Source organism: Streptomyces sp. NBC_01294, assembly GCF_035917235.1.
GTDB classification, from domain to species: domain Bacteria; phylum Actinomycetota; class Actinomycetes; order Streptomycetales; family Streptomycetaceae; genus Streptomyces; species Streptomyces caledonius.
The window spans coordinates 967,315-991,070 of sequence record NZ_CP108423.1 but is presented as its reverse complement, the minus strand read 5'-3'; the positions used below and the strand labels follow the sequence as shown (position 1 = coordinate 991,070).

The window sequence follows — 23,756 nt, the reverse complement described above, 5'->3', positions numbered from 1 at the left end:
CCGTGGCGGCCTGGAGTTCCGTGGGTTTCCGTTGGGGGTGTGAGGCATGGAGTTCGGGGTGGAGCTGCCGCGGTACGGGCGGCGGCCGGGAGTGCGGCGTCTGCCGCCGCGTTCGCGTCGGGAGAGGTGGAGGTCCCTGGGCTCGCTGTTCCTCTTCCGGTTCCTGGTCTCGCTGCCCGAAGACCCCGTCGCGGCGTTCTCCGCGCTGTTCGAGCCGGCGCGGAAGGCCTGGCGGCTATTGGTGCGGCTGTGGGCAGGGCCGGGGATGCGGGGCGGCTGGGACAGCGATGCGGGACGACTCGCCCTTGCGGTGCATACGGCGTACTGGTCGAGGGACGCGCTGCGCGCTGAGGCGGCGGACTGTCTGCTCGTCGTGGCGGACGGCAGGGTCGCCGTGCGGACCGCCTGGCAGGACGGGGCGGAAGCGGTCTCCTGCGCGCACGCGGGTGTGCGGGTCACCCCGCGGCCGCGACGGCTGCGGCGACGCGTGGACATCGCCTGCGCGGACGGCTCCTGGCTGACGGTCCACGCGTCCCAAGCCGCGTCCGCCGACCGGATCCGCACTCTTCTGTCGGCCCAGGAGCCCACTGAACTCCGGACGTGAGCCTCCCGCGGCATCGGCACGGCATCGATGCGGCACCGACGCGTCATCCGGGGCATCGGGCAGGAGACGCTGCAGCGCATGCAGGCTCTGTCCGGTCAGGAGCCGCAGGGGATCGTGGGGGCGAGTGACAACCTCGACCCGAGTCGGGCGGAGGGAACCGAACTCGACTACTGCCACGGGGTGGTGACCTGGGCGGCCGTGCCCGAGGACATGGATGCGCTCACCGTGCCGGCCGGGACGTGGGCCGTCTTCGAGAGCTCTGGGCCGTTTCCGCGGGCGCTGCAGTACCTGTGGCGGGACGTGTTCACGCCCGGTTCCCGTCCAATCCGTACCGGAGCCGGCCGGGACCCGAGATCCTGCGGACCCGGCTGTCGCAGGATGCCACGCAGGCGGATGCGGAACTGTGGATCCCCGTGGAGCGGACTGCGCTCTGAACGGCTGCACCACACCAGGCTGCACAACACCCGGACCCTGACCCTCAGGTGACCCCTGGTCGGCATTCCGTCGGGGTCAGGGTGCTGTCGGGGTGATCACCCATGGTGGCGGCGCGGGGACCGGCTGCAGGGTGGAGCCATGACACAGTGCGCAGCAAGACTCACCCGGTTCTCCTTCGTCGCGGCCCCCGTCCTCCTCGTGGTCTACGGATCCGTACGCCTTCTGGTGGAGGGGGCCAAGGAGCCCGGCGCCGCGTGGATCACCGGCCACTTCGCCTTCCTCTTCGGGGTGTTGCTCTTCGGGGTGGTCTGCGAGGGGCTGCGCCGAACGGTGGCCGCTTCCGGCGGACCGGCCCGGCGGGCGGTGGCACGGGCCGGGGCGGTGGCCGGTCTGGTCGGCGTGACCGCGGCCGCCGCCCAGGCCGTGATCGACCTGTACGCGGGATTCCGGGCCGCCGACAAGCCGGAGATGAAGGAGATCTTCGCCCAGGTGCAGGACGTGCCCGGGGTGCTGCCGGCCGTGTACACCGTCGGTCCGCTCTTCCTCTACCTGGGGATGATCACCCTGCTCGCCACGCTCAGGGGTCCGGGCGCGGTCCGCTCCCTGGTGCTCTTCGTGCTGGGTACGGTCGCGATGGCGGCGAGCCTGGACCTCATGCCGCTCGGCGGTCTCTGCTACCTCCTGGCCTTCGCACCCCTGCGTCGCCGTGTGCCCGCCCCGCCGGCACGGGGCGCCGCCGGCCCGGTACCCGCAGGTCGCCGCCCTGCCTGATCCCGGGCCGAGGCGCACATCCGCCGCCGGTCAGCCGCAGTCGCGTACCGGACACAGTTCGACCCCGCGGACGCCGGGTAGTTGTGCGATCTCCCGCTTCAGCTCCGCGCGCTGAGTATGGGAGAGGCCGTCGGTGAAACGGACCTCCAGGTAGGAACCCTCGTCCGACTCCGAACCGGTCACACTCGTCGCCCCGAACCGACGAAGCCGCTCGTCGGTGTCCCCGAGCCCGTTGCGGAACCAGCCGGGGTCGGTCGCCGCCCGGAACGTGTGCGGCGTGGCCAGGGCGGGGCCGAGGTGGACGTGCCAGCCGTAGGCGAGGGAGCCCGCGAGCACCCCCGCGGTCACCAGGGCGCCGAGGCCTCCCGAGATCCGCCCGGCGACCGGGTGCCTGCGGGGATCTGCGAACGAGGCCAGCAGGAGGAGCAGCGCCGACGGCCAGAACAGGAAGACACCCAGGAGGAAGAACAGCACCCCGCAGGCGAGCAGTGTGCATCCCGCGATCAGACAGGCGGGCACGAAGGCCTGCGCGCGGCGCGTGCAGAACAGGGGAGCCGCGACGGCCCCGCCGATGACGACGTACAGCCCCGCGAACCGCGTGGCGTCCAGCCCCCACAGCACCACACACACGGCGCCGAACGCCGCGCTCACCGCGAGGGCCTGTTGCACCCGGTGGACCGGTCTGGCGCTCTCCTGTCCGGCCTCTATGGCCGCACCCCCCGAATCACTGAACGCGTTCAACTGAACGCGTTCAAGCTATCAGAGCCCCTCGGTGGCGTGCGGGTCGCCCGTGGCCGCCGCCGCGGATTCTCCGGTGCGGGAGGTGAGGTAAAGCGGTTTCGTGGCGGCCGGGTAAAGCGCATTAGTGCAGGGCTTGGCCAACCGTCGATAAAGAGCCAGACCGTGACGGTCGGCCAGCTTTGTTATCGAATCGATACCGGGCTCAACTCTCTTTGTGCTAAAGCGCATTAGTCCAGCTCGGAAGGGTGGCAACCAGGCCATCCGAAGGGTGCGCCGGCCCGTCGCGGCATTCGGCACCTATGCGCCACCGGCCAGCGGTACCCCGGCCTCATTGACGAGGTCTTGCTTTCGGGTGACGGTGGGCACCGCCTCCGGCAAAGCGGCCGGACTTCTGCAAAGGCGGCGACGATGACTCGTGCGAACCCGACGCGTATGGCTGTGGTCACGCTGGTGACCGGCGCGCTTCTCTCGACCGCCGCGTGCGGCCTCGGCGGTGGGGCCGGCGAGGCGAAGGAGGCGGAGAGGACGGGCAAGGTGGCCGGGGAGATCACCTTCCGGACCCTCCAGTTGAAGCCCACATTCACGGCGTACGTCCAGGGAGTCATCGACGCCTTCGAGGCGAAGTACCCCGAGGTCAAGGTCAAGTGGGAGGACGTCCCCGGCGACGGCTACAACGAGAAGCTCGTCGCCGACGCCCAGGCCGGAGCCCTCCCGGACGTGGTCAACCTCTCCACCGACTCCTTCCAGCTCCTCGGCGACCGCGGCATGCTCGCCGACGTCGCCAAGCTCGACGGGACGGCGGCCAAGGAGTACGTGCCGGGTGCCTGGGAGCAGTTCAGACTGCCGGGCAAGGGCGACAGCGTGTACGCGTACCCCTGGTACGTGACCCCCGAGATCCTCACGTACAACAGAGAACTCTTCGAGAAGGCCGGTCTGGACCCGGCCCAACCGCCCACCAGCGTGGAGCAGTTCTTCGACTACGCCGAGCAGATCGCCGCCCGGTCCGGCGGCCGGTACTCCGCCTTCATGGCCGACCCCAAGGGCCGGCTCCCCGGCGACTGGCAGAAGATGGGCATCCCGATCCTCAGCGGGAAGCAGGACCGGTTCACCTTCGACACCGACAAGGCGGTCGCGTGGGTGGAGCGGATGAAGGACCTGTACGCCAAGGGCGCCATGCCCAAGGAGTCCCTGCTCAAGTCCGACGACATCAACCAGCTCTACGGCGGCGGCAAGATCGTCTTCGGGCCGGGCTCCCCGGGCTTCGTCAAGGACATCAAGCAGAACGCCCCGCAGGTCTACGCCAAGACCCAGGTCGCGGGAGCCGTCACCGGCACGCTCGGCCACATCGGCATCTACGCCCAGTCGCTCGGCATCAAGAAGGACACCAGGCACCTCGACGCGGCCGCCGAGTTCGCCAAGTGGGTCACCAACGGCCCCAACCAGGTGGAGTTCTCCAGGAAGGCCACCATCTACCCGTCCAACGCCCAGGGCCTCGCCGACCCGTTCTTCTCGGACAAGGGCGACGGCAAGGACGCGGAGACCCTCGCCCGCGCGGTCGGCGCCGACCAGCTGAAGACCGCCGCTCTCGACGCCAACACCCCCGTGCAGTGGACCAACCAGGTCGGCGACGCCGTCGTACGCGAGGTGCAGAAGGCCATCAAGGGTGAGCAGGACGCCCGGACAGCGGTGAAGAACGCCGAGGAAGCGGCGAACAGGCTCCTCGCCGACGCGGCCCGGAAGTGACCGGCGCAGCCGCAGGCTCGGGGGAGCCGGGCGGCGTCCCCGCGGCCACGAGACGGCGCAGCAGAGCGGCGCGGCGGGCGATGGAGGCCGAGACCGGGCTGCCGCACCGCAAGTGGTGGACCCCGTACCTGTTCCTCGCCCCCGGCCTGGTGATGGTGGCCCTGTTCAGCCTCTGGCCGTTCGTCAACACCGTCATCCTCTCCCTCACCGACGCCCGGATCCTGAGCGGCGGCACCTTCGTCGGCCTCGACAACTACCGGCGGGCCTTCGCCGACCCCGACTTCTGGGTCGCGGCCGGCAACAGCGTGCTGTACCTCGTGGTCGTCGTACCGTGCCTGGTCCTCCTGCCGCTGGCGCTCGCGGTCCTCGTCCAGACCAAGATCCCCGGCATCGGCTTCTTCCGCTCCGCCTTCTACACGCCGGTGATCGCCTCCGCCGTGGTCGTCGGGCTGATCTGGCAGTGGGTGCTGCGCAGCGACGGCCTCGTCAACACCGTCTTCCAGCGGCTGAACGTCGTCTCCGAGCCGATCCCGTTCCTGACGGACAGCACGATGCTGCTCGTCTCCGCGATGATCGTGACCGTGTGGAAGGGCCTCGGCTACTACATGGTCTTCTACCTGGCCGCCCTCGGGAACGTCCCCGCCTCCCTCCACGAGGCGGCAGCGATCGACGGCGCCGGCCCCGTCCGCCGCTTCTTCAGCATCACCGTCCCCCAGGTGAAGCCGATGATGCTGCTGGTCGGCACCCTCTCCGCCATCTCGGCACTCCGGGTCTTCACCGAGATCTACATCCTCGGCGGCGAGAGCGGCGGCCCCGGCGGCGGCGCCCGCACCCTGCCCTTCCTCATCCGGCAGGTCGGCCTCGGGTTCTCCGGCGAGACCGGCTACGCCTCCGCCATCTCCATCCTGCTGTTCCTCCTGACCCTGGTCTTCAGCCTGCTGGGCCGCCGCCTGTCGAAGGGAGACGAGAGGTGAGCACCCCGCCCTCACCCCGGAGCGACGGGGCGACCCGGCCCGTCCGGTCCGGCGCCGACCGCAGGCGGCGGCGGATCGGTCTGGCCGGCCGGTACGCCACGCTGGTGCTGATGCTCGTGGTCATGCTGGGCCCGATCATCTGGCAGTTCCTGACCTCGATCCGCGGCCGCACCGAGAACGTGTACGACGGCGTGCTGCCCTCGCAGCCCACCCTCGACAACTACGTCCGGGTCGCCGAGTCCTTCCCGCTGCTCCAGTACGTCGGCAACACCCTCACCGTCGCGGTCCTCGCGATCACCTCGAACCTGCTCTTCGCGGCGATGGGCGGATACGCCCTCTCCCGGGCCGCCTGGAAGGGCCGCGGCGTCGTCTTCACCGTGCTGGTGGCGACCCTGATGTTCCCCTTCGAGTCCGTGATGATCTCGATGTTCCTGACGGTCCGCGAGATGGGCCTGGTCGACACCCTCATCGGGGTCTGGCTCCCCGGCGCGGTCTCCGTGCTCAACATCATGATCATGCGGGCGGCGTTCCTCGCCGTGCCCAAGGAGGTCGAGGAGGCTGCCGTCCTGGACGGGGCCGGCGAATGGACCCGCTTCACCCGGGTCTTCCTCCCCGCCGCCAAGGGCGCCCTCGCCGTCGTCTGCATCACCAGCTTCATGGGCGCCTGGGACGACTTCCTCTGGCCCCTGCTCGTTCTCACCGACAGCGACAACTACACCCTGCAGCTCGGTCTGAAGACCCTGGCCGGCGCCACCACCGTCAACGACCAGCGACTCATCGCCGCCGGCGCGATGGCCGCGCTCCTCCCGATGATGCTCCTCTTCTTCGCCCTCCAGCGTTTCTTCTTCAAGGGCGTGGGCGAGGGAGCCGTCAAGACCTGAGCCGGCCCACCCGCCCACCGACCGACCGTAGCGACCACCACCCTCCCTGGGAGCAGCCGTCATGCACGACGACCGCAGCATCACCGAGCACCGCCTCCGCCGGGTGCTGAAGGAGCGCATCAAGCCCGCCGTCCACTCCCGCCCGGTCCCGCTGACCGTCGAGCGCTGGGAGGCCCCGGGCGAGCCCGTCCCCGTCGCCGAGGGCCTGGCGGCGGCCTACGAGCCCTGCGCGATCGGCGACCCCTGGGGCCCGGCCTGGGGCACCACCTGGTTCAAGGTCACCGGCACGGTCCCCGCCGACTGGGCCGGCCGTACGGTGGAAGCCGTCCTCGACCTCGGCTTCGACCGGATGATGCCCGGCTTCCAGTGCGAGGGCCTGGTCCACCGGGCCGACGGCAGCGAGGTCAAGGCACTCAACCCGTACAACGACTGGGTGCGCGTGGCCGACCGCGCCGAGGGCGGCGAGCGCGTCGAGTGGTACGTGGAGGCCGCCTCCAACCCGGTCCTGGTCGACCACGCGGTCACGTACGAGGGGGACCGGCAGACCAGCGGCGACCAGCCCCTGTACCGGCTCGCCCGGATGGACCTCACCGTCTTCGAGACCGAGGTCTGGGAGCTGGTCCAGGACCTGGAGGTGCTCTACGACCTGATGACGCAGCTCGACGTGGGGGATGCCCGCCGGTACGGGATCCTGCACGCCATCGGCGCGTCCCTGGACGCGCTGGACCTCGGCGACGTGCCCGGCACGGCGCCCGCCGCCCGCGCCCGCCTCGCCGGGGTGCTGGCCGCGCCGGCCCACCCCTCCGCGCACCGGATCAGCGCGGTCGGCCACGCCCACATCGACTCCGCGTGGCTGTGGCCACTGCGCGAGACGGTGCGCAAGGTCGCGCGCACCGCGTCGAACATGGTCAGCCTGATGGACGAGCACCCCGAGTTCGTCTTCGCGATGTCGCAGGCGCAGCAGCTCGACTGGATCAAGACCTACCGGCCCGAGCTCTTCGAGCGGATCAAGAAGAAGATCGCGGACGGGCAGTTCGTGCCGGTCGGCGGCATGTGGGTGGAGTCCGACACCAACATGGTCGGCGGCGAGGCCATGGCCCGCCAGTTCCTCTACGGCAAGAAGTTCTTCCTCGACGAGTTCGGCATCGAGACCCACAACGTCTGGCTGCCCGACTCCTTCGGCTACACCGCCGCGATGCCGCAGATCGTCAAGCTCTCCGGCTCCACCTGGTTCCTGACCCAGAAGATCTCCTGGTCCCAAGTCAACCGGTTCCCCCACCACACCTTCTGGTGGGAGGGAATCGACGGCACCCGTGTCTTCACGCACTTCCCGCCCGTCGACACCTACAACTCCGACCTCGGCGGCGCCCAGCTGGCACACGCCGCCCGCAACTACCGCGAGAAGGGACGGGGTTCGCGCTCACTGGCCCCCTTCGGCTGGGGCGACGGCGGGGGCGGCCCCACCCGCGAACACCTCGCCCGCGCCCGGCGCCAGCGGGACCTGGAAGGCTCCCCGAAGGTCCGGATCGAGCGGCCCGACGCCTTCTTCGAGAAGGCCCGCACCGAATACGAGGACGCGCCCGTCTGGGCCGGCGAGCTCTACCTGGAGCTGCACCGCGGCACCTACACCTCCCAGGCCAAGACCAAGCAGGGCAACCGGCGCAGCGAATCCCTCCTGCGCGAGGCCGAGTTGTGGGCGGCCGGCGCAGCCGTGAAGGTGCCGGGGTACGCGTACCCGTACGAGGACCTGGAACGGATCTGGAAGACGGTGCTGCTGCACCAGTTCCACGACATCCTGCCCGGCTCCTCCATCGCCTGGGTGCACCGCGAGGCGCGCGAGACGTACCGGACGGTCCGCGAGGAGCTGCGGGGCATCACCCTCGCCGCGCAGCGGGCGCTGGCGGGGGAGGGCGGCGAGGAGCTCGTCTTCAACTGCGCCCCGCACGCCCGGCGCGGCATCCCGGCCGGCGGCGCGGGCCGCCCGTCCGGGGCGGGGGAACCGGTCACGCTGGAGGAGCGGCACGGCGGCGGACACGTCCTGGCCAACGGCCGGCTGCTGGTGGAGATCGACGGCCGGGGGCTGATCGTCTCCGCCTACGACCTGGAGGCGCGCCGTGAGACGGTCGCCCCGGGAGCCGCGGCGAACCTGCTCCAGATCCACCCCGACTTCCCGAACATGTGGGACGCCTGGGACATCGACGCGTTCTACCGCAACCGGGTCACGGACCTGGCGGAGCTGGACGCCCTGGAGGTCGCCGAGAGCGGGCCGTCGGCCGCCACCGTCCGGGTCACCCGCTCCTTCGGCTCCTCCACCGCCGTCCAGTCGATCACGCTGCGGGCCGGGTCCAGGACGGTGGACATCGTCACGGACGTGGACTGGCACGAGACGGAGAAGTTCCTCAAGGCCGCCTTCCCGCTGGACGTGAAGGCCGAACGGACCGCCTCCGAGACGCAGTTCGGGCACGTCTACCGGGCCACCCACACGAACACCTCGTGGGAGGCGGCCAAGTTCGAGATCTGCGCGCACCGCTGGATCCACGCGGAGGAGCCCGGCTGGGGCGTCGCGCTGCTCAACGACTCCACGTACGGGCACGACGTGACCCGCGACGTGCGGCCCGACGGCGGCCAGACCACCACGGTCCGGCTCTCCCTGCTGCGGGCCCCGCGCTACCCCGACCCGGAGACCGACCAGGGCGCCCACACCCTGCGGTTCTCGCTCGCGCCCGGCGCGCGGATCGGGGACGCGGTCCGCGAGGGCCACGCCCTGAACCTGCCCGAGCGCACCGTGACCGGCGCGGGCCCGGTCGCCCCGCTGCTCGCCGTCGACGGGGACGCGGTCGTGATCGAGGCGGTCAAACTGGCCGAGGACCGCAGCGGCGATGTGATCGTCCGCCTCTACGAGTCCCTCGGCGGCCGCGCCACCGCCACCCTCACGGCGGACTTCCCGCTCACCGCGGCCGTGGAGAGCGACCTGCTCGAACGCCCCCTGGAGGGCTCGGCGGTGGGCCCGCCCGCCCCGGACGGAACGGTCGCCCTCACACTGCGCCCGTTCCAGATCGTCACGGTCCGCCTGCGGCGGGCGTGAGCGGCTGAGCGGCCGAGTGCGGGGGCGCGGGGGCGGGGCCCGGGCCGGGTCACCGGTCCTGGGCCGCGTCCTGCGCCGCCGTCCAGGCCTCCGGGGTGTGGCGGTGGTTGCGGTGACCGGCCGCCAGTACGGTGCGCAGCGCGGCCAGGTGCTCGGTGTCCGGCGGGAGTTCCAGCCCGCCGAGGAGGTCGAGCGCCTGGCCGGGGTCGAGGTCCCCGTACACGTCGTGGTAGCCGAGCAGGACGGCCCGGAAGAGCGAGTGGTGCAGGGCCGGCACCAGGGCGGCTGACCGGTAGACCGGTGCCTTGACCTGCCAGGGCACCGGCCCGGAGCTCTCCAGTACGCGCCGGGCCCGGCGCAGCAGGGGCTCCGGGGCGCCGGGCCGCAGCCGTCCGACGTCCTTGCCGAGGACCTCGGCGAAGGCGGTGTCCGCGGTGTCGCGGTCCTCGAACCAGTCGACCCAGAGGGAGTACGTGACCGCCTCGGAGACCTCCGGAGCCTCCAGCCGGCTGCGGTAGCCGTCCCAGAGCGCACGGGCTGCGCGCGGGTCCTCGGCGCCCTGGACGGCGAAGCCGATCTCGACGGTCACCCAGTACGCGTCGAGCAGGTCCATCAGACCGAATCCGAGCCGCAGCCGGCCCTCCACGTCGAGGGACTCGTCCCTGACGGCCGTCCCGGCGAACGCGTGGGCGACCTCGTTCGAGGTGAGCCGGCCGTCCTCGGACCCGCCGTCGGTCCACTCGTCCTCGCCGGTGCGGGTCACGCCCTCCGCGGCCAGCCAGCGGCGGGCGAGCTCGCTGTCGGACACGTCGTCGGGCGCGCCGTGGGGCACGCCGTCAAGCACGTCGTCGAGCACGTCGTCGGGCGCGCTGTCGGGCGCGCCGTGGGGCAGGCCGTCGGGCGCGCCGTCGAGGAAGGCCGCGACCTCCCGCACGAACGCCTCCGGCGCGGCCGCGTGGACCAGGTGGCCGACCGGGATCGTGGTCATCCGGGCGTCGGGGATCCGGCGGACCAGCTCCGCGACGCCGTCCTGCGGGACGTGGCCGGCGGAGCCGCCCGCCACCACCAGGGTCGGGGCGGTGATCCGGCCGAGCCCCTCCAGCCAGGCCGGATCGGGCCGGTCGAGCTGCCGCCCGACCGCGAGGACCGCGTCCCAGTCGACGTCCAGGTCGCCGTCGGGCCGTACCGGTGCGACCGGTGCGCCCGGCGCGACCGGCTCGCGGGGGAGAGGGGCCGGTACGCCCTCCAGGACGAGCCGGACCACCCGGTGCGGCGCGGCCTGCGCGACCAGGTGGGCCACGACGGCGCCCGCCGCATGCCCGACCAGGTCCGCCCGGTCGAGGCCCAGGGCGTCTAGGAAGCCGAGCACGTCGTCGCGCATCAGCTCCAGCGAGTACTCCGCCGTCCGCGCGCTGCGGCCGTGCCCGCGCAGGTCGAGCGCGTACACCCGGCGCTCCCGCGCGAGTGCGTCCCGTACGAGGGCCCTGTCGTCGGCGCTCTCGCCCAGCGCGGACAGCAGGACCAGAGGGTCGCCCTCCTCGGGCCCGGCCGCCCGGTACGCCAGCCGAACGCCGTTCACGGTCAGGGTGTGATGCTCTGTCATACCGCCGAGCCTACGGTCCGCGCGAAACGGCGTGTGGGGCGGTCGCAACGGTTCACCGGCGCCACATGTCCCTGCCCGTCGGCGTGAACTCCGCCACAGCGGTGTGCGGGCCGTGCCCCATGGGCCCGGGATTCCCGGGCCGGCGCGCCCCCAGCCGGTTTTGCACTTAGTTGCAAAACCGGGCTGCCCTCGCTAGAACAGGTTCATCACCCCCGCGCGAGGAGGCGCCCCCATGAGTTCCCAGAGCCGGTACCCGCACCTGCTGAGCCCCCTGGACCTCGGTTTCACCACCCTGCCGAACCGCGTGATCATGGGCTCGATGCACACCGGCCTCGAAGAGCACGAGCGAGGCTTCGAACGCCTCGCCGCCTTCTACGCCGAGCGCGCCCGCGGCGGCGCCGGTCTGATCGTCACCGGCGGCATCGCCCCGAACGATGCCGGCCGGCCCTTCGAGGGCGGCTCCCGCCTCACCACCGAGGACGAGGCCGCCGAGCACCGGGTGATCACCGAGGCGGTGCACGCCGAGGGCGGGAAGATCGCGATGCAGATCCTCCACTTCGGCCGCTACGCCTACCACAAGGACTTGGTCGCCCCCAGCGCCCTGCAGGCCCCGATCAGCCCCTTCGTGCCGAACGAGCTCAGCGACATCGAGGTCGAGCGGACCGTCGAGGACTTCGTCCGCGCCGCCCGCCTCGCCAAGCTCGCCGGCTACGACGGCGTCGAGATCATGGGCTCCGAGGGCTACCTGATCAACGAGTTCATCGCCGCCGCGACCAACAAGCGCACCGACCGCTGGGGCGGCGCGTACGAGAACCGGGTCCGCTTCCCCCTGGAGATCGTCCGCCGCACCCGCGAGGCCGTCGGCGAGGACTTCATCCTCATCTACCGCCTCTCCATGCTCGACCTGATCCCCGGCGGCTCCACCCTCGACGAGGTCGTCCTCCTCGCCAAGGAGATCGAGGCGGCCGGCGCCACCATCATCAACACCGGCATCGGCTGGCACGAGGCGCGCATCCCCACCATCGCCACCTCCGTCCCGCGCGGCGCCTACACCTGGGTCACGAAGCGCCTGATGGGCGCCGTCTCCGTCCCCCTCGTCACCAGCAACCGCATCAACACCCCCGAGATCGCCGAGGAGCTGCTCGCCGACGGGCGCGCCGACCTGGTCTCCCTCGCCCGCCCCTTCCTGGCCGACGCCGACTTCGTCGCCAAGGCCGCCGCCGGCCGCTCCGAGACCATCAACACCTGCATCGGCTGCAACCAGGCCTGCCTCGACCACACCTTCAGCGGCAAGATCACCAGCTGCCTGGTCAACCCGCGCGCCTGCCACGAGACCGAGCTCGTGCTGTTGCCCACGCGGACGAAGAAGAGCGTCGCCGTCGTCGGCGCCGGCCCGGCCGGTCTCGCCTGCGCCGTCTCCGCCGCCGGCCGCGGCCACGCCGTCACCCTCTTCGAGGCCTCCGGCCACATCGGCGGCCAGCTCGACGTCGCCCGCCGCATCCCGGGCAAGGAGGAGTTCGAGGAGACGATCCGCTACTTCGGCACCCAGCTCGCCGCCCACGCCATCGACGTCCGGCTGAACACCCGCGCCGACGTGGAGACCCTCCAGGGCTTCGACGAGGTCGTCGTCGCCACCGGCGTCACCCCCCGCACCCCCGACATCGAGGGCGTGGACCACGCCAACGTGGTCAACTACCTCGACGTGCTGCGCGACGGCGTCCCCGTCGGCGAGCGCGTCGCCGTCGTCGGCGCCGGCGGCATCGGCTTCGACGTCGCCGAGTTCCTCACCGACAGCGGCGAGGGCGCCTCCCAGGACCCGGCCGTCTACTTCCGCCACTGGGGCGTGGACACCGCGTACGCCGGCCCCGGCGGGCTCACCGCCCCCGAGCGCCCCGCGCCGCCGCGCCAGGTCCACCTCCTCCAGCGCAAGGCCACCAAGGTCGGCGCCGGCCTCGGCACCACCACCGGCTGGATCCACCGCGCGGAGCTCAAGCACCGCGGGGTCGTCTCCGTCGCCGGGGCCACGTACGACCGCATCGACGACGAGGGCCTGCACATCACCGTCGGCGGCGAGCAGCGCCTCGTACCCGCCGACACGGTGGTCCTGTGCACGGGCCAGGAGCCGCGCCGCGACCTGTACGAGGCCCTGCGCGCGGCCGGCGTCGAGGCGCACCTGATCGGCGGCGCCGACGTGGCGGCCGAGCTCGACGCCAAGCGGGCCATCCGCCAGGGCACGGAACTGGCCGCCGCCCTCTGAGATCGTCTGACCGCAGGGGATTGTGGCGGCCCGGCCGGGGCCGCCACAATCTCCCGGTGACGTTCTCACCCGCAGACGCAGACAAGATCCTCGCCGACCACTTCGCCCCCTGGGTGCTCGCCCTCGGACTGACCGTCCGGGAGACGGGCGAGCGGCACGCCGTACTGAGGCTGCCCTGGTCCGAGGACCTGGCCCGGGACGGCGGCGGCCTCTCGGGGCAGGCCATGATGGCGGCCGCCGACACCGCCACCGTCATCGCCATCTCCGCGGCCCGCGGCGCGTACGGCCCGATGACCACGGTCCAGCAGTCGACGAGCTTCCAGCGGCCGGTGATCGGCACCGACGTCCTGATCCACGTACGGGTCACCAAACTCGGCAAGCGCATGGCCTTCGCCGACATCACCCTGACGCCCGAAGGCACGGAAGAACCGGCCGCCACGGCCTCGACGGTCTACGCGTTGCTCGGCTAGCCCGCTCCTGTGCGGATGGGTTGAGAATTCCAGCACCTCGCTCAACGGCACAGGAGCCTCGTGCGTTGCAGCCGCTGCCCTGACCTCGTTCACGTACCCCGATCAGTGGCCAGCCTGAAAGGCGTCAGAACGAGGGGTCAGCGACGTCGTGGAGGCGCGGCAACTTCCGTTCGTCCGGCGGCTCGGATACGCCGAACGCGCCGGCTCCACACCGTGTGTCCCATGAGAGCCACGGCGACGACGCATGCGGCGGCGCGAGTCACGTTCCAGGTCATGGCGAAAACCGGACCCTGTGAGTCCGCCTCTGTGTTCAATCGCTGAGTAGCCTCGAAGAAGGCGATCAATGGAACAAGCAGACGGAACGGAAGACCACCAACTCCAGGCGTTCGCGCTACGTTCCCCACGAGTCCCACAGGCGCACCAAAAACGAAAGCCGCTATTCCCCACACGAGAATCTGCCCCCCACCGGAGGCGCCAGATTCCATGCCGGCAGGAATGGTGGGGTTCATGTTTTTGAAAAGGTAGTACGCGACTACATCGATGGCCAATCCCAAAGGTGCCAGCAAGGTCGACTCGATTTTGGATCTACGGAAGTAGCCCACCAGGAAGGCGTAACAGGCCCACGGCCAGCCGCTGGAAAGAGCAGTACTCGCAGCGACGCAAACGGGATTATGCCATTTCCCGATAATGGGGCCCGCTAAGCCAAGCAGTAAACCTGCCCCGAGAGACACGATGACCGGCACAACGCGAGCACGCGTTAAGCGTATGATTTTTCTTCCCCGTTCAGTGAGTGAGTCCGAGTTGGGGGCGGCGCCACTCTGAGGCCGCACGGGTTTATCGAACAACCTTCCGAGCGGCGCACCAACCTACCGCACCTTCCGAGGGGTTACTGCTCACCGTGGAGCCCCGGGGTCGGCCTAGAGTCGGATCATGCGCATCGTTTCCTTGTTGCCGGCCGCCACCGATATCGTCGCCGAGCTCGGGCTGGCCGGTGACCTGGTGGGGCGGACCCATGAGTGCGACTGGCCGCCGGAGTTGCTCTCCCGGGTCCCGGTCGTCACCGCGGCCGAGTTCTCCGCCGACACCCTCAGCAGCCGGGAGATCTCGGACGCCGTGGGCGGCGCGGCGCATTCCGGGTCCTCGCTCTACACGCTCGACACCGAGGCCCTCGCGGAGCTCGCGCCCGACGTGGTCCTGACCCAGGACCTGTGCGACGTCTGCGCCGTGTCGTACAACGGTGTGTCGCAGGCGGTCCGGGTGCTGGAGGCGGGCCCGCGGGTGCTCAGCCTGGAGCCGCGCACCCTGGACGACGTACTGGACTGCCTGGTCACCGTGGGGGAGTTGCTGGGCGTACGGGAGCGGGCCGAGCGGCGGCGGGAGGAGCTGCGCGCACGGCTCGCCGAGGTGCGGCGGGTGACCGCCGGCCGGGCCCGGCCCCGGGTGGTCGCGATCGAGTGGCTCGACCCGCTGTGGCCCGCCGGGCACTGGGTCCCCGAACAGATCGCCTGCGCGGGAGGCGAGCCGCTGCTCGCCTCCCCTGGGGAGCACACCAAGCCGATGAGATGGGACGACGTCATCGCCGCCCGGCCCGACACCGTCCTCGTCCTCCCCTGCGGTTTCCCGCCCGACCGCACCCTGCGGGAGCGCGGGCTGCTCACCTCGCTCCCCGGCTGGGACGAGCTGCCCGCCGTACGCACCGGCGACGTCTGGGTCCTCGACGGGCCGGCGTACTTCAACCGCCCCGGCCCCCGCGTGGTCCGGGGCGCGGAAGTCCTCGCCCACGTCCTGCACTCCGTACGGGCGGGTGAACCCGTGACCGGGGCGGAGGCCCGGCGGCTCGGCTGAACGAATCGGAACTGTTTTGGAAGGCGGTCCAGGTGAACGCGACCTGGTCGCCCGCCTTCAGCTTGAACTGGCAGCCGCCTACCGGGGTCGGGGTCCCGTTCACGGATATGTTCCAGTAGGCCGCGCCGCCACCGTCGACGTTCTTGATGGAGTCGACGGAGAAGTCGTCGAACGACGCGTACCACGTGCCGTCCCAGCCGAAGTAGTTCGTCCGGGCGGCGTCGTCGAGGGCGGCCGTCGGAGTGGGCACGGCGCTCGGGTTCGCGGCCCCGTTGGTGCCGCACTGGTGCGTCCCACCGGTAGCCGTGGTGACGTCGTGCCCCTTGGTCCTGACCTTCCCCTTGAACAGCAGCCCGTCGGGGCCCTGGACCGTGAGCGTCACGTTGACCGGCTTGTTCGACTTCGGACCGGCCCCGGCGTGTGCGACGGTCGGCGCGGTGGCGAGGGTGAGCCCGAGGACCGCCGTGGTGATGACGGCGCGGCGGGCGAGGGTCTGGCGCATGGAGTGCCTTCCTGGCGTGGATCGAGGTCATGCGCCGTGGGCCCCGACCGCCCGCGGCACACCGCGGCCCCCGTGCCCCGGGGGAGGCGGGCACGGGTGATCGGTGAACCGGAGGCTCAGGGCTTCGTGCTGCAGACCATGACAGTGGGAAGCCGTACGCACCACGCGCTGGGTCCTCCGACTCGCGGCGCGGATGCGCCGCTCACGGTTGCAGGTCAGCGCCGGACTCACACCGGCTTCCCCCAGTCGCGCAGGCATTCAGTTGTGTTCGGTTTTCAGGCATGTACCTGACGAGACGCATCGTAGGGGCAGGTGCGCGGGCTGACCAGCACCGTCTCCGTTCCCGAGTGGTGTCCGGGGCAGGGGAGTTGGGTCGCGGGGAGGAAGCCGGGGGAGGCCCCCGCCACCGCGCTGCGGTGCGATGGGCAGCGGGTGACATGCATGCCGAAACAGGCCGTGCCACCCTGTTCACAGGCCTCGGGAGGAGACAGCGGCGACGAACGGAGCGCGCTGTGAGCAGTCCGATCCACTCCGCATCGAGGCGGCGCGGCGTCGCCGCCGCGTGCGCCGCACTGCTGTTCGTGGCGCTCGCCCCGGGTACGGCGGCCGGGGCACCGTCGCCCTCGCCGTCTCCCTCTCCCTCCTCGAATCCGTCCGCGTCGCCGTCCGGTGGCGGAGGCCAGGGCCCGCTCGACCCGCGCATCACGGAGATCATGGGCAAGCCGGAGTACCGCCACGCCCAGTGGGGCCTGCTGCAGACCGAACTGGACGGCGGGCGCGTGGTGCACAGCCTGTTCCCCGGGCAGTTCTTCATCCCCGGGTCCACCGCCAAGCTGATCAGCGTCTCGGGCCCCTGGCAGACCCTCGGCTCGGACCACCGCTTCGTGACCCCGCTCTACGCGGTCGGCGAGCGGAAGGGCGGCACGCTCACCGGCGACCTCGACCTCGTCGCCCAGGGCGACCTCACCATGGGCGGCAGGACGCGTCCCGACGGCACGGTCGCGTACACCGATCTCGACCACACCTACGCCAACGACTTCCCCGGTGCGACCCTCACGCCCGAGAACCCCCTCGCCGGGATCGACCGGCTCGCCCGGCAGACGCGTGCCTCCGGCATCACCCGGCTCGACGGCGACGTGATCGTCGACAGCCGTCTCTTCCAGCCCGACCCCGTCCTCGACCCCACCCCGACGCCGCTGATCATCAACGACAACCTGATCGACCTGCTGACCACTCCCGGGGACCGCCCCGGCGCGGACGCCCGGCTCGACTGGCGGCCCAAGGTCGCTCCGTACCAGGTCAGCTCCACGGTGAAGACCGTGGAGGCGGGGAAGCCGACCGCGATCACGGTCACGGCCACCGACGGCGGAACCCGGATCCGGCTGTCCGGAACGATCGCCGCGGACGCCGAGCCACTGCTGCGCACCTCCCCGATTGCCGACCCGGCCGCCTTCGGCCGCGCCGCCCTGATCGAGGCGCTCCGGAGGGCCGGGGTACAGGTCACCGCCGACCCCGAGGGCCCCAACCCCGTCGCCCGGCTGCCGCGCGACTACGCGGGACGGCCGCGGGTGGCCGAGTACACCTCCCCGCCCTACGCCCAGTACGCCAAGCTGATCCTCAAGGTCAGCCACAACCTGGGCGCCAACCTCGGCATCTGCCTGATGGCCGTCACGGCCGGCAGCAACCAGTGCGAGGCCGGCTTCCCGGTGCTCGCCGACTTCCTGGACCGGGCGGGCGTCGACCGCCGGCAGGCGCAGCTCATGGACGGCCGGGGCGGCAACCCCGCCGACCGTGCCACGCCGGAGGTACTGGTGCAGATGCTGGCGTACTGGCAGCGCACCCCTGACGCGCGGCTCTTCCGGGAGGCCCTGCCCATCCTCGGCGTCGACGGCCTGCTGGCCGACAACTGCCGCAGCTGCCCGGCGCGCGGGAAGGTGTTCGCCAAGACCGGCGCGGCCGTCGGCGGCGACGCCCTCAACGACCGCCTGGCCGTGGGCGCCATCACGATCGCCGGGTACCTGGACAAGGGCGGCGGCCGCTTCGACACCTTCTACGCGGGCGTCAACGGCGCCTCCACGCCGACCGCCGACACCGCCGGGGTGCTGAGCATCGCCAACGACCTCGCCATGATCGCCGCCTACCTGCAGGAGTCGCCCTGATCCGCGGGCGCGCCGCACAGCCCTGGCCGAGCCCCGCCCACCCCGCCACCCCACGCCTCTCCCGCCCCTGGAAACCCGGGTGACAGGGCGGGAGTCCGTCCCCTACCGTCCCGGTGTCCGCGTCCCGACCCGAGGGGCGGACGGACGGCAGAAGGGGCTGTGACATCTCACCGGAATCCGGAACCCGCCATGTGAGCCCTTCGCTCCGGCGGAACAAGGACTTCAACGTCTTCTGGCTCGGCCAGGCGCTGTCCGTGCTCGGCGGGTCCATCTCGCTGCTCGCGCTCCCGCTGCTCGTCCTCGACGCCACCGGGTCCATTGTCCAGATGGGCCTGGTCACGGTCGTCTCCGGCGCCACCGCCATCGGCACGGGGGTGTTCGCCGGGTACGTGGTGGACCGCGCTGACCGCCGCCGGCTCATGATCGTCTGCGATCTGGTGCGAGCGGTCCTGCTCGGCGCGGTGCCGCTCGTCTGGTGGGTCGCCGGGCCCCAGATCTGGCTGCTGTACGTGCTGACCGCGCTGGTCGCCGTACTGAAGACGCTGTTCGACGTGGCGTACGTGACGGCCGTGCCGAATCTGGTGCGTACGCAGGACCTCACCGCCGCCAACGGCCGGCTGATGGGCACCTTCGCCCTCGGGACCCTGCTCGGGCCGGTGGCCGCCGGCTTCATCACCGCCGGGGTGGGGGCGGACTGGGCGCTGGCCGTGGACGGGGCGACCTTCCTGGTCTCCGCCGCCAGCCTCGGATGGGTGAGGTTCACCCCCCGGCCCGCAGACGACCGCAGCGGCGCGGTGAAGGCCGGGGCCGGGCCCACGACCGAGTCCGGGCCCACGACCGAGTCCGGGCCCACGACCGAGTCCGGGCCCACGACCGAGTCCGGGTCCACGACCGGGGCCGGGTTCACGACCGGGGCCGGGGCTGCGTCCGGGTCTGGAGCGGCGTCCGGGGCTGCGTCCGGGGTGCTCCGGGAGATGTTCGTCGTCGGCTTCCGCTTCCTGTGGAGCCACCCGCTGCTGCGCCCGCTGACCATCCAGCTCACCCTGCTGACCTTCGTCACCATGGGCGCCACCGACCTGCTGATCTACCGGGTCCAGCACGACCTCGGCCGCGACGCCGCCACCCTCGGCTACGTGATCGCCGTGAGCGGGGCCGGCGCCGTCGCCGCGGCCCTGACCGCCGGGCGGCTGCGCCGGATCCTCGGCTTCGGGACGTGCTGGCTGACCTCGATCGCGATGATCGCCGTCGGGGTGGCGGTGACGGGCGTCAGCCGCAGCCTGCCGGTCATCGCCGCCCTGGCCGCCGTGTTCATGTTCGGGATCACCCTGGGCGGGATCTGCACCATGACCCTGCGCCAGGAGGTGACCCCGGACCACCTGCTCGGCCGGGTCACCTCCGCCTTCTGGACCGTGCACAACGCCTCGGGCCCGGTGGGCGCGGCCGTGCTCACGCTGCTGGCCGCCCGCCACGGGGTCCCGGCGGTCAGCCTGGCCGGCGGGGCGCTGTGCCTGCTGATCCTCGGCGGCGGGCTGCTGACCCCGCTGCGCGGCAGCCGGGCCGGCGCGGCCCCCGACCCCGGTCCCGAGGAGGGCCCGGGCCCTGCCACGGAACCCGCCGCCGGGCCGTCGGCGCGCGCGTAGGGTGCCGCTCTGGGATCGTGAATCAGAGGGAGTGGATCAGGATCACAGGGAGTCGCACCGAGGAGCGGACATGTCCGGAAAGTTCGAGGCGAGCGTCGAGATCGACCGGCCGTTGGATCAGGTCTTCGCCTACCTCGCCGACGGGCGCCACGACCCCGAGTTCAGCCCGCGCGTCCAGCAGATCACCAAGACCCCGGACGGCCCCACGGCCCTCGGCACGGTCTTCCGCAGCACGGTCAAGGACGCCGGGATGAAGACGGGCCGTGAGTTCCGCATCGTCGGCTTCGATCCGCCACACCTGATCCGCTGGACGGAGCAGAGCAGGAACCTCGTCACGGCCGAGGGCGGCTACGATTTCGAAGCCCTTCCCGGCGACCGCACCCGGGTCCGGATCCAGAACACCCTCGAAGGCCACGGCCTCGGCAAACTGCTCGTCGGCCTCGCGCTGAGCGCAGCCCGCAAGGACGCCCCCGACTTCGGCCGCCGTATCAAGGCGGCCGCGGAGGCGTCCCTCACGGGCTAGGCGCGTTCAGAACGGTGTGTCAGAACCGCCCGGGGCCGCCGGGGAACGGCAGCGGCTTCGACGGCGGCACGGAATCGAGGCGCCCGGCGCCGGCCGGCGGGTTCTGGCAGGTCACGTCCTCGGCGGGCAGCCGGCCCGTGGCCAGGTACGAGTTGACCGGGGCGTTGGCGCAGGAGCCGGGGTCGAAGAGGTACACCCCGTGGCCCTCACCGCCGGCCGCCAGCACCATCCGCGAGCCCTTGAGCGCGCGGTGCAGGCCCTGGCCGCTGGAGAGCGGGGTCTGCGAGTCCCACTCGTTCTGCACGGTCAGCACGTTCGCCCTCTTGTGCATCGGCGTGGCCGACTCGACCGGCCGGTCCCAGAAGGCGCACGGCTTGATGTTGGACGCGAAGTCCCCGTACAGCGGGTACTTGATCTTGTCCTTCGCCGCGTCCCGCTCGTACTGCTCGGTGTAGCGGGGCCAGTTGCCGGTGTCTCCGCACACCACGGCCCAGAAGGCGGCGGTGCCGTTGTCCGTGGCGGGCTCGGCCGCCCGGCCGCCGGCGAGCAGCCGCTTCAGCTCCGCCGGGTCCACGCCCGGGGGAACCGGCTTGCCCTCGGCCGCGGCCTTGAGGGCCACGATCAGCGGGGTGGCCTGCGACGGGTAGAAGAACACCCCGCGGGCGGTCCGGATGAGGTCGCCGTCGACCTTCTGCCCCTCGAAGTCGATCGGCTCGCGGTCGGCGCGCTCCACCAGCCCCCAGAACGTGTCGGACACGGCCTTCGGGGTGTCGCCCAGCTGGTACTCGGTGGACCGCTCCGCCGCCCACTGCGTCCACCGCGCGAAGGCGGGTTCGGCCTCCGTGGCCCACACCTGGATCATGCCGCGCCAGATCTTCTGCGGGTCCACACCGCTGTCGAGCACGAAGCGGTCCGTGCGCTCCGGGAACATCTGCGAGTACACCGCGCCGAGGTAGGTCCCGTACGAGTAGCCCACGTACGAGATCTTCCGCTCGCCCAGCACCGCACGGATGGTGTCCATGTCGCGCGCCGTGTTGCGGGTGGTGATGTACGGCAGGACCGCACCGGACTTCTCGCGGCACTTCTCGGCGATGGTGCGCGCCCACGTCACGTCGGAGGCGAAGGTCTCCGGGCGGTACGGCCGGTCGAAGTTCTGCTCGGCGTCGTCCATGCCGCAGCTGATCGGGCTGCTGGCGCCGACGCCGCGCGGGTCGAAGCCGATGAGGTCGTACTGGTCGCGTACGTCCTTGGGCATCGCCTCGTTCATCAGCAGGGGCAGGTCCAGTCCGGAACCGCCCGGGCCGCCGGGGTTGAACAGCATGGCGCCGTGCCGCTTGGCGGGGTTATCGCTCTTCAGCCGGGATATGGCGAGGTCGATCGTGCGCCCGTCGGGGCGCCGGTAGTCGAGCGGGACCTTGAGCGTCGCGCACTCGTACGCGGCCGGCTGCTCGGAGCTGCAGCGGTGCCAGGCGGGTTTCTGCTTCAGGTGGTCCGCCACCGGGGCGGCGGAGACCTGCGTCGCGGTCAGCAGGGGCACGGTGGTGGCGATGAGTCCGGCGGCGGCGAGCAGCGGTGCGAAGCGTTTCAGGCGCACTGAGCCGTTCCTTTCGGTGAAGTCGCTTACGCCTCCACCTTGTTGTACGCCGGGCCGGGCCGAATCATCCCGAAGGGCCGTGCCGTCTGCTCCTCACGAACGAGCCGAAAACGGACAGCTGGCCGACACGCCGCAGTCGGCCTTGCCTGCCAAGAGGGAGGTTCGGCCCCGGGGTTCAGGAATGGGCGGCGTGCTCGCCGTGGGCGGCACCGGTCTCGAGGGAACCCCCGAGCCGCTCGCGCAGGGCCGTCAGGGCCTCCGTCGTCTGGGCGGTGACGACCCAGCGGTCCCCGACCAGGTAGAGGCCGCCGTACGTCTGGGCCTCGGTCAGCCAGGAGCGCAGTCCCGTATCGGCGGCGAAGGTGGCCATGCGGTACGGGCCCTGCCCGGTCTCGCATCCGCCCTGCCGCAACTCCTCGGCCTCCACGCTCACTTCGGCGGTGCAGCCGATGGCCGTCGCGATCTCCTCGATCGAGGAGGAGGGGGGCCCCGCTGCCTCCGCGGCCTTCCCCGCCTTCTCGGTCTTCCCGGCCTCCTGGGTTTCCTGGGCCTCCTCGGTCTTTCCTGCGCAGCCTCCGCACAGCAGCGCGGCGACGCACACCGCGGCGACGGCCGCGAGCGACGGACGGATCCGCCGGGTGTGGCGGTCGGTGAACGGCATGGCGACCTCACTGGCTGATCGGGACGGGGGTCGTGGTGCCCGGGAGGGGAGGGCCCGGGCACCACGCGCATGGGGGAGGGGAGGGTGAAGAGAAGGTGAGAGGGGGGAAGGGGACGAGGGGTGAGGCGAGGAGGGGGAGGGCGGGGCGGGAGTGGGGTGTTCGGGCGGTGGTCCGGCGTCGTCCTAGCCGGCCGCCTTCGCCTTCTTGCCCTTGTCGGTGACGGCGAACCAGAGGCCCTGCTTGTTGTGCCCGCTGATGTCTCCGGCCGCCTTGTCGCCGGTGAACGTATAAACCGGCCAGCAGTCGATCGTCAATTGTTCCGTACCGTCGGGCCGCTTGACCTTGCCCACCAATTCGGCAGCGATTCCATTCACCTTTTCCTTGTCGACGGGCGCGGCCGGCTTCCAGGTTTCCGCGCAGGCGCCGACACAGGTGACCTTCATCGGCCAGGCGCTGTCCTTGTCGAATCGGTAAAGCGTCCGGCCCTCCGCATCCGTGATGATGGGACCGAGCTCGGCGTTCTGGTCGACGGTGAGCTCGGCGCCCTGCCCGGCCTTGTCGGCCCCCTCCGCTTCGTCCGCCCCGCTCTTGCCGGGATCGGCGGCCGGCTTCCCGCCCGGGGCGGCGGGCTTCCCGTCGGGGCCCAGCACGTGCCAGGTTCCACCGACGCCCTCGCCGAGCGTGTCGCCCGCCTTGGTGTCCTTCGCGTAGCGGTAGACGGGCCATCCCGCGACCGTCAGCTGCCGGGTGCCGTCGGCCCGTTCGACGGCGCCGAGGAGGGTCGCGTCGATTCCCTCACCTGCGGAAACATCATCCGCGGACACGACGGGCCAGGTCGTGGCACAGTCCCCCTCGCAGTTGGACTTGGGGGGCTTGGGCGTGTCCTTGTCGAACCGGTAGAGCGTGAAGCCCGCGCTGTCGGTGACCGTCGCGCCCAACTCCGGGCTCTCCCGCACCTTCAGCTCGCCGGCCGGGCCGTTCTTGCCGGCCTCGCCCGCCGGGACCGCGCCGGATCCGCTTCCGCTTCCGTATGCGCCGTCGTAGGCGGACCCGACCTGTTTGCTGTCGCCCACCGGTTGGACGGAATTTCCCTTTCCCGCCGAATTATCGGCGGTGCCGCATGCGGCGGTCATCATCAGTACCGCGACCGCCGACCCGGCGAATATCTCACGACGCATTCTCTTCACGATCTCTCCTTCAGGTTCGGTTCCGCGTTTTCGTGTCCCAAGTAATTGATACGGGGCCCGGGGCGGCGGAAGTGAATATC

The 23,756-nt window shown here is 71.5% G+C and carries 18 protein-coding genes, 2 pseudogenes and 1 riboswitch; of the genes and pseudogenes, 13 read left to right on the top strand and 7 right to left on the bottom strand.

Annotated features, from left to right (window positions below):
- Positions 1-46 precede the first annotated feature (46 nt).
- From OG534_RS04790 to OG534_RS04780, 3 genes and pseudogenes are all read left to right on the top strand, one after another.
- Positions 47-604 (top strand): hypothetical protein, encoded by a 558-nt coding sequence (locus tag OG534_RS04790; protein WP_326586816.1) that lies wholly within the window; start codon positions 47-49, stop codon positions 602-604.
- A 45-nt stretch (positions 605-649) separates the two neighbouring features.
- Positions 650-1,038 (top strand): annotated as a pseudogene (locus OG534_RS04785) (GyrI-like domain-containing protein); the annotation flags it as partial.
- Between the two features lie 139 nt (positions 1,039-1,177).
- A complete protein-coding gene (locus OG534_RS04780) occupies positions 1,178-1,810 on the top strand; it encodes a hypothetical protein (protein WP_326586815.1) in 633 nt (210 codons plus the stop codon).
- A gap of 30 nt (positions 1,811-1,840) precedes the next feature.
- Here OG534_RS04780 and OG534_RS04775 read toward each other — a convergent pair whose 3' ends face one another.
- A complete protein-coding gene (locus OG534_RS04775; protein ID WP_326586814.1) occupies positions 1,841-2,461 on the bottom strand; it encodes a hypothetical protein in 621 nt (206 codons plus the stop codon).
- Between the two features lie 522 nt (positions 2,462-2,983).
- On the opposite strand from OG534_RS04775, the gene OG534_RS04770 reads away from it, so the two are divergent.
- The 4 genes from OG534_RS04770 to OG534_RS04755 all read left to right on the top strand — a co-directional run bounded on the left by OG534_RS04770 (position 2,984) and on the right by OG534_RS04755 (position 9,234).
- Positions 2,984-4,294 carry an ABC transporter substrate-binding protein gene (locus OG534_RS04770; protein WP_326586813.1) on the top strand — a complete coding sequence of 437 codons (1,311 nt, stop codon included), beginning with the start codon at positions 2,984-2,986 and terminating at the stop codon, positions 4,292-4,294.
- Positions 4,295-4,374: 80 nt separating this feature from the next.
- Positions 4,375-5,268 (top strand): carbohydrate ABC transporter permease, encoded by an 894-nt coding sequence (locus tag OG534_RS04765; RefSeq protein WP_326586812.1) that lies wholly within the window; start codon positions 4,375-4,377, stop codon positions 5,266-5,268.
- Entirely contained in the window at positions 5,265-6,149 is an 885-nt protein-coding gene (locus OG534_RS04760) for a carbohydrate ABC transporter permease (RefSeq protein ID WP_326586811.1), read from the top strand. Before OG534_RS04765 ends, OG534_RS04760 begins: the two co-directional genes overlap by 4 nt.
- A gap of 61 nt (positions 6,150-6,210) precedes the next feature.
- Positions 6,211-9,234 carry an alpha-mannosidase gene (locus tag OG534_RS04755; RefSeq protein ID WP_326586810.1) on the top strand — a complete coding sequence of 1,008 codons (3,024 nt, stop codon included), beginning with the start codon at positions 6,211-6,213 and terminating at the stop codon, positions 9,232-9,234.
- A 49-nt stretch (positions 9,235-9,283) separates the two neighbouring features.
- Here OG534_RS04755 and OG534_RS04750 read toward each other — a convergent pair whose 3' ends face one another.
- Positions 9,284-10,837, bottom strand: coding sequence for an alpha/beta fold hydrolase (locus OG534_RS04750; protein ID WP_326586809.1), 1,554 nt, complete (start codon positions 10,835-10,837; stop codon positions 9,284-9,286).
- Positions 10,838-11,069: 232 nt separating this feature from the next.
- Between OG534_RS04750 and OG534_RS04745 the strand changes: the two genes are divergently transcribed.
- A complete protein-coding gene (locus tag OG534_RS04745) occupies positions 11,070-13,094 on the top strand; it encodes an NADPH-dependent 2,4-dienoyl-CoA reductase (protein ID WP_326586808.1) in 2,025 nt (674 codons plus the stop codon).
- Positions 13,095-13,150: 56 nt separating this feature from the next.
- Complete coding sequence (locus tag OG534_RS04740; protein WP_326586807.1) at positions 13,151-13,564, top strand: PaaI family thioesterase; 414 nt, start codon at positions 13,151-13,153, stop codon at positions 13,562-13,564.
- Between the two features lie 137 nt (positions 13,565-13,701).
- On the opposite strand, the gene OG534_RS04735 is transcribed toward OG534_RS04740, so the two are convergent.
- On the bottom strand, positions 13,702-14,394 hold the full coding sequence (locus OG534_RS04735) for a DUF6518 family protein (RefSeq protein WP_326586806.1): 693 nt from the start codon (positions 14,392-14,394) through the stop codon (positions 13,702-13,704).
- Between the two features lie 100 nt (positions 14,395-14,494).
- Between OG534_RS04735 and OG534_RS04730 the strand changes: the two genes are divergently transcribed.
- Positions 14,495-15,409 (top strand): cobalamin-binding protein, encoded by a 915-nt coding sequence (locus OG534_RS04730; protein ID WP_326586805.1) that lies wholly within the window; start codon positions 14,495-14,497, stop codon positions 15,407-15,409.
- 19 nt (positions 15,410-15,428) lie between these two features.
- Here OG534_RS04730 and OG534_RS04725 read toward each other — a convergent pair.
- Positions 15,429-15,911, bottom strand: a pseudogene (locus OG534_RS04725) (DUF4430 domain-containing protein); the annotation flags it as partial.
- Between the two features lie 170 nt (positions 15,912-16,081).
- Positions 16,082-16,154, bottom strand: a riboswitch (cobalamin riboswitch).
- A gap of 269 nt (positions 16,155-16,423) precedes the next feature.
- On the opposite strand from OG534_RS04725, the gene dacB reads away from it, so the two are divergent.
- The 3 genes from dacB (at position 16,424) to OG534_RS04710 (ending at position 20,233) form a co-directional block, all read left to right on the top strand.
- Positions 16,424-18,070: a D-alanyl-D-alanine carboxypeptidase/D-alanyl-D-alanine endopeptidase gene (gene dacB / locus OG534_RS04720; protein WP_326586804.1), complete on the top strand. Its 1,647-nt coding sequence runs from the start codon at positions 16,424-16,426 to the stop codon at positions 18,068-18,070.
- 191 nt (positions 18,071-18,261) lie between these two features.
- Positions 18,262-19,710 (top strand): MFS transporter, encoded by a 1,449-nt coding sequence (locus tag OG534_RS04715; RefSeq protein ID WP_326586803.1) that lies wholly within the window; start codon positions 18,262-18,264, stop codon positions 19,708-19,710.
- A 70-nt stretch (positions 19,711-19,780) separates the two neighbouring features.
- Entirely contained in the window at positions 19,781-20,233 is a 453-nt protein-coding gene (locus OG534_RS04710; protein WP_326586802.1) for an SRPBCC family protein, read from the top strand.
- 19 nt (positions 20,234-20,252) lie between these two features.
- On the opposite strand, the gene OG534_RS04705 is transcribed toward OG534_RS04710, so the two are convergent.
- The 3 genes from OG534_RS04705 to OG534_RS04695 all read right to left on the bottom strand — a co-directional run bounded on the left by OG534_RS04705 (position 20,253) and on the right by OG534_RS04695 (position 23,667).
- Entirely contained in the window at positions 20,253-21,827 is a 1,575-nt protein-coding gene (locus OG534_RS04705) for an alpha/beta hydrolase (protein WP_326586801.1), read from the bottom strand.
- 175 nt (positions 21,828-22,002) lie between these two features.
- The gene (locus OG534_RS04700; RefSeq protein ID WP_326586800.1) at positions 22,003-22,488 is read right to left on the bottom strand and encodes a hypothetical protein; all 486 of its coding nucleotides are present in this window, start codon (positions 22,486-22,488) and stop codon (positions 22,003-22,005) included.
- 183 nt (positions 22,489-22,671) lie between these two features.
- Positions 22,672-23,667, bottom strand: coding sequence for an SCO0930 family lipoprotein (locus OG534_RS04695; protein ID WP_326593461.1), 996 nt, complete (start codon positions 23,665-23,667; stop codon positions 22,672-22,674).
- Positions 23,668-23,756 lie beyond the last annotated feature (89 nt).

Coding starts and splice junctions, on each gene's coding strand:
- OG534_RS04790 (WP_326586816.1), top strand. CDS start 47: ATGGAGTTCGGGGTGGAGCTGCCGCGGTACGGGCGGCGGCCGGGAGTG.
- OG534_RS04780 (WP_326586815.1), top strand. CDS start 1,178: ATGACACAGTGCGCAGCAAGACTCACCCGGTTCTCCTTCGTCGCGGCC.
- OG534_RS04770 (WP_326586813.1), top strand. CDS start 2,984: ATGGCTGTGGTCACGCTGGTGACCGGCGCGCTTCTCTCGACCGCCGCG.
- OG534_RS04765 (WP_326586812.1), top strand. CDS start 4,375: ATGGAGGCCGAGACCGGGCTGCCGCACCGCAAGTGGTGGACCCCGTAC.
- OG534_RS04755 (WP_326586810.1), top strand. CDS start 6,211: ATGCACGACGACCGCAGCATCACCGAGCACCGCCTCCGCCGGGTGCTG.
- OG534_RS04750 (WP_326586809.1), bottom strand. CDS start 10,837: ATGACAGAGCATCACACCCTGACCGTGAACGGCGTTCGGCTGGCGTAC.
- OG534_RS04745 (WP_326586808.1), top strand. CDS start 11,070: ATGAGTTCCCAGAGCCGGTACCCGCACCTGCTGAGCCCCCTGGACCTC.
- OG534_RS04730 (WP_326586805.1), top strand. CDS start 14,495: ATGCGCATCGTTTCCTTGTTGCCGGCCGCCACCGATATCGTCGCCGAG.
- OG534_RS04710 (WP_326586802.1), top strand. CDS start 19,781: ATGTCCGGAAAGTTCGAGGCGAGCGTCGAGATCGACCGGCCGTTGGAT.
- OG534_RS04700 (WP_326586800.1), bottom strand. CDS start 22,488: ATGCCGTTCACCGACCGCCACACCCGGCGGATCCGTCCGTCGCTCGCG.
- OG534_RS04695 (WP_326593461.1), bottom strand. CDS start 23,667: ATGCGTCGTGAGATATTCGCCGGGTCGGCGGTCGCGGTACTGATGATG.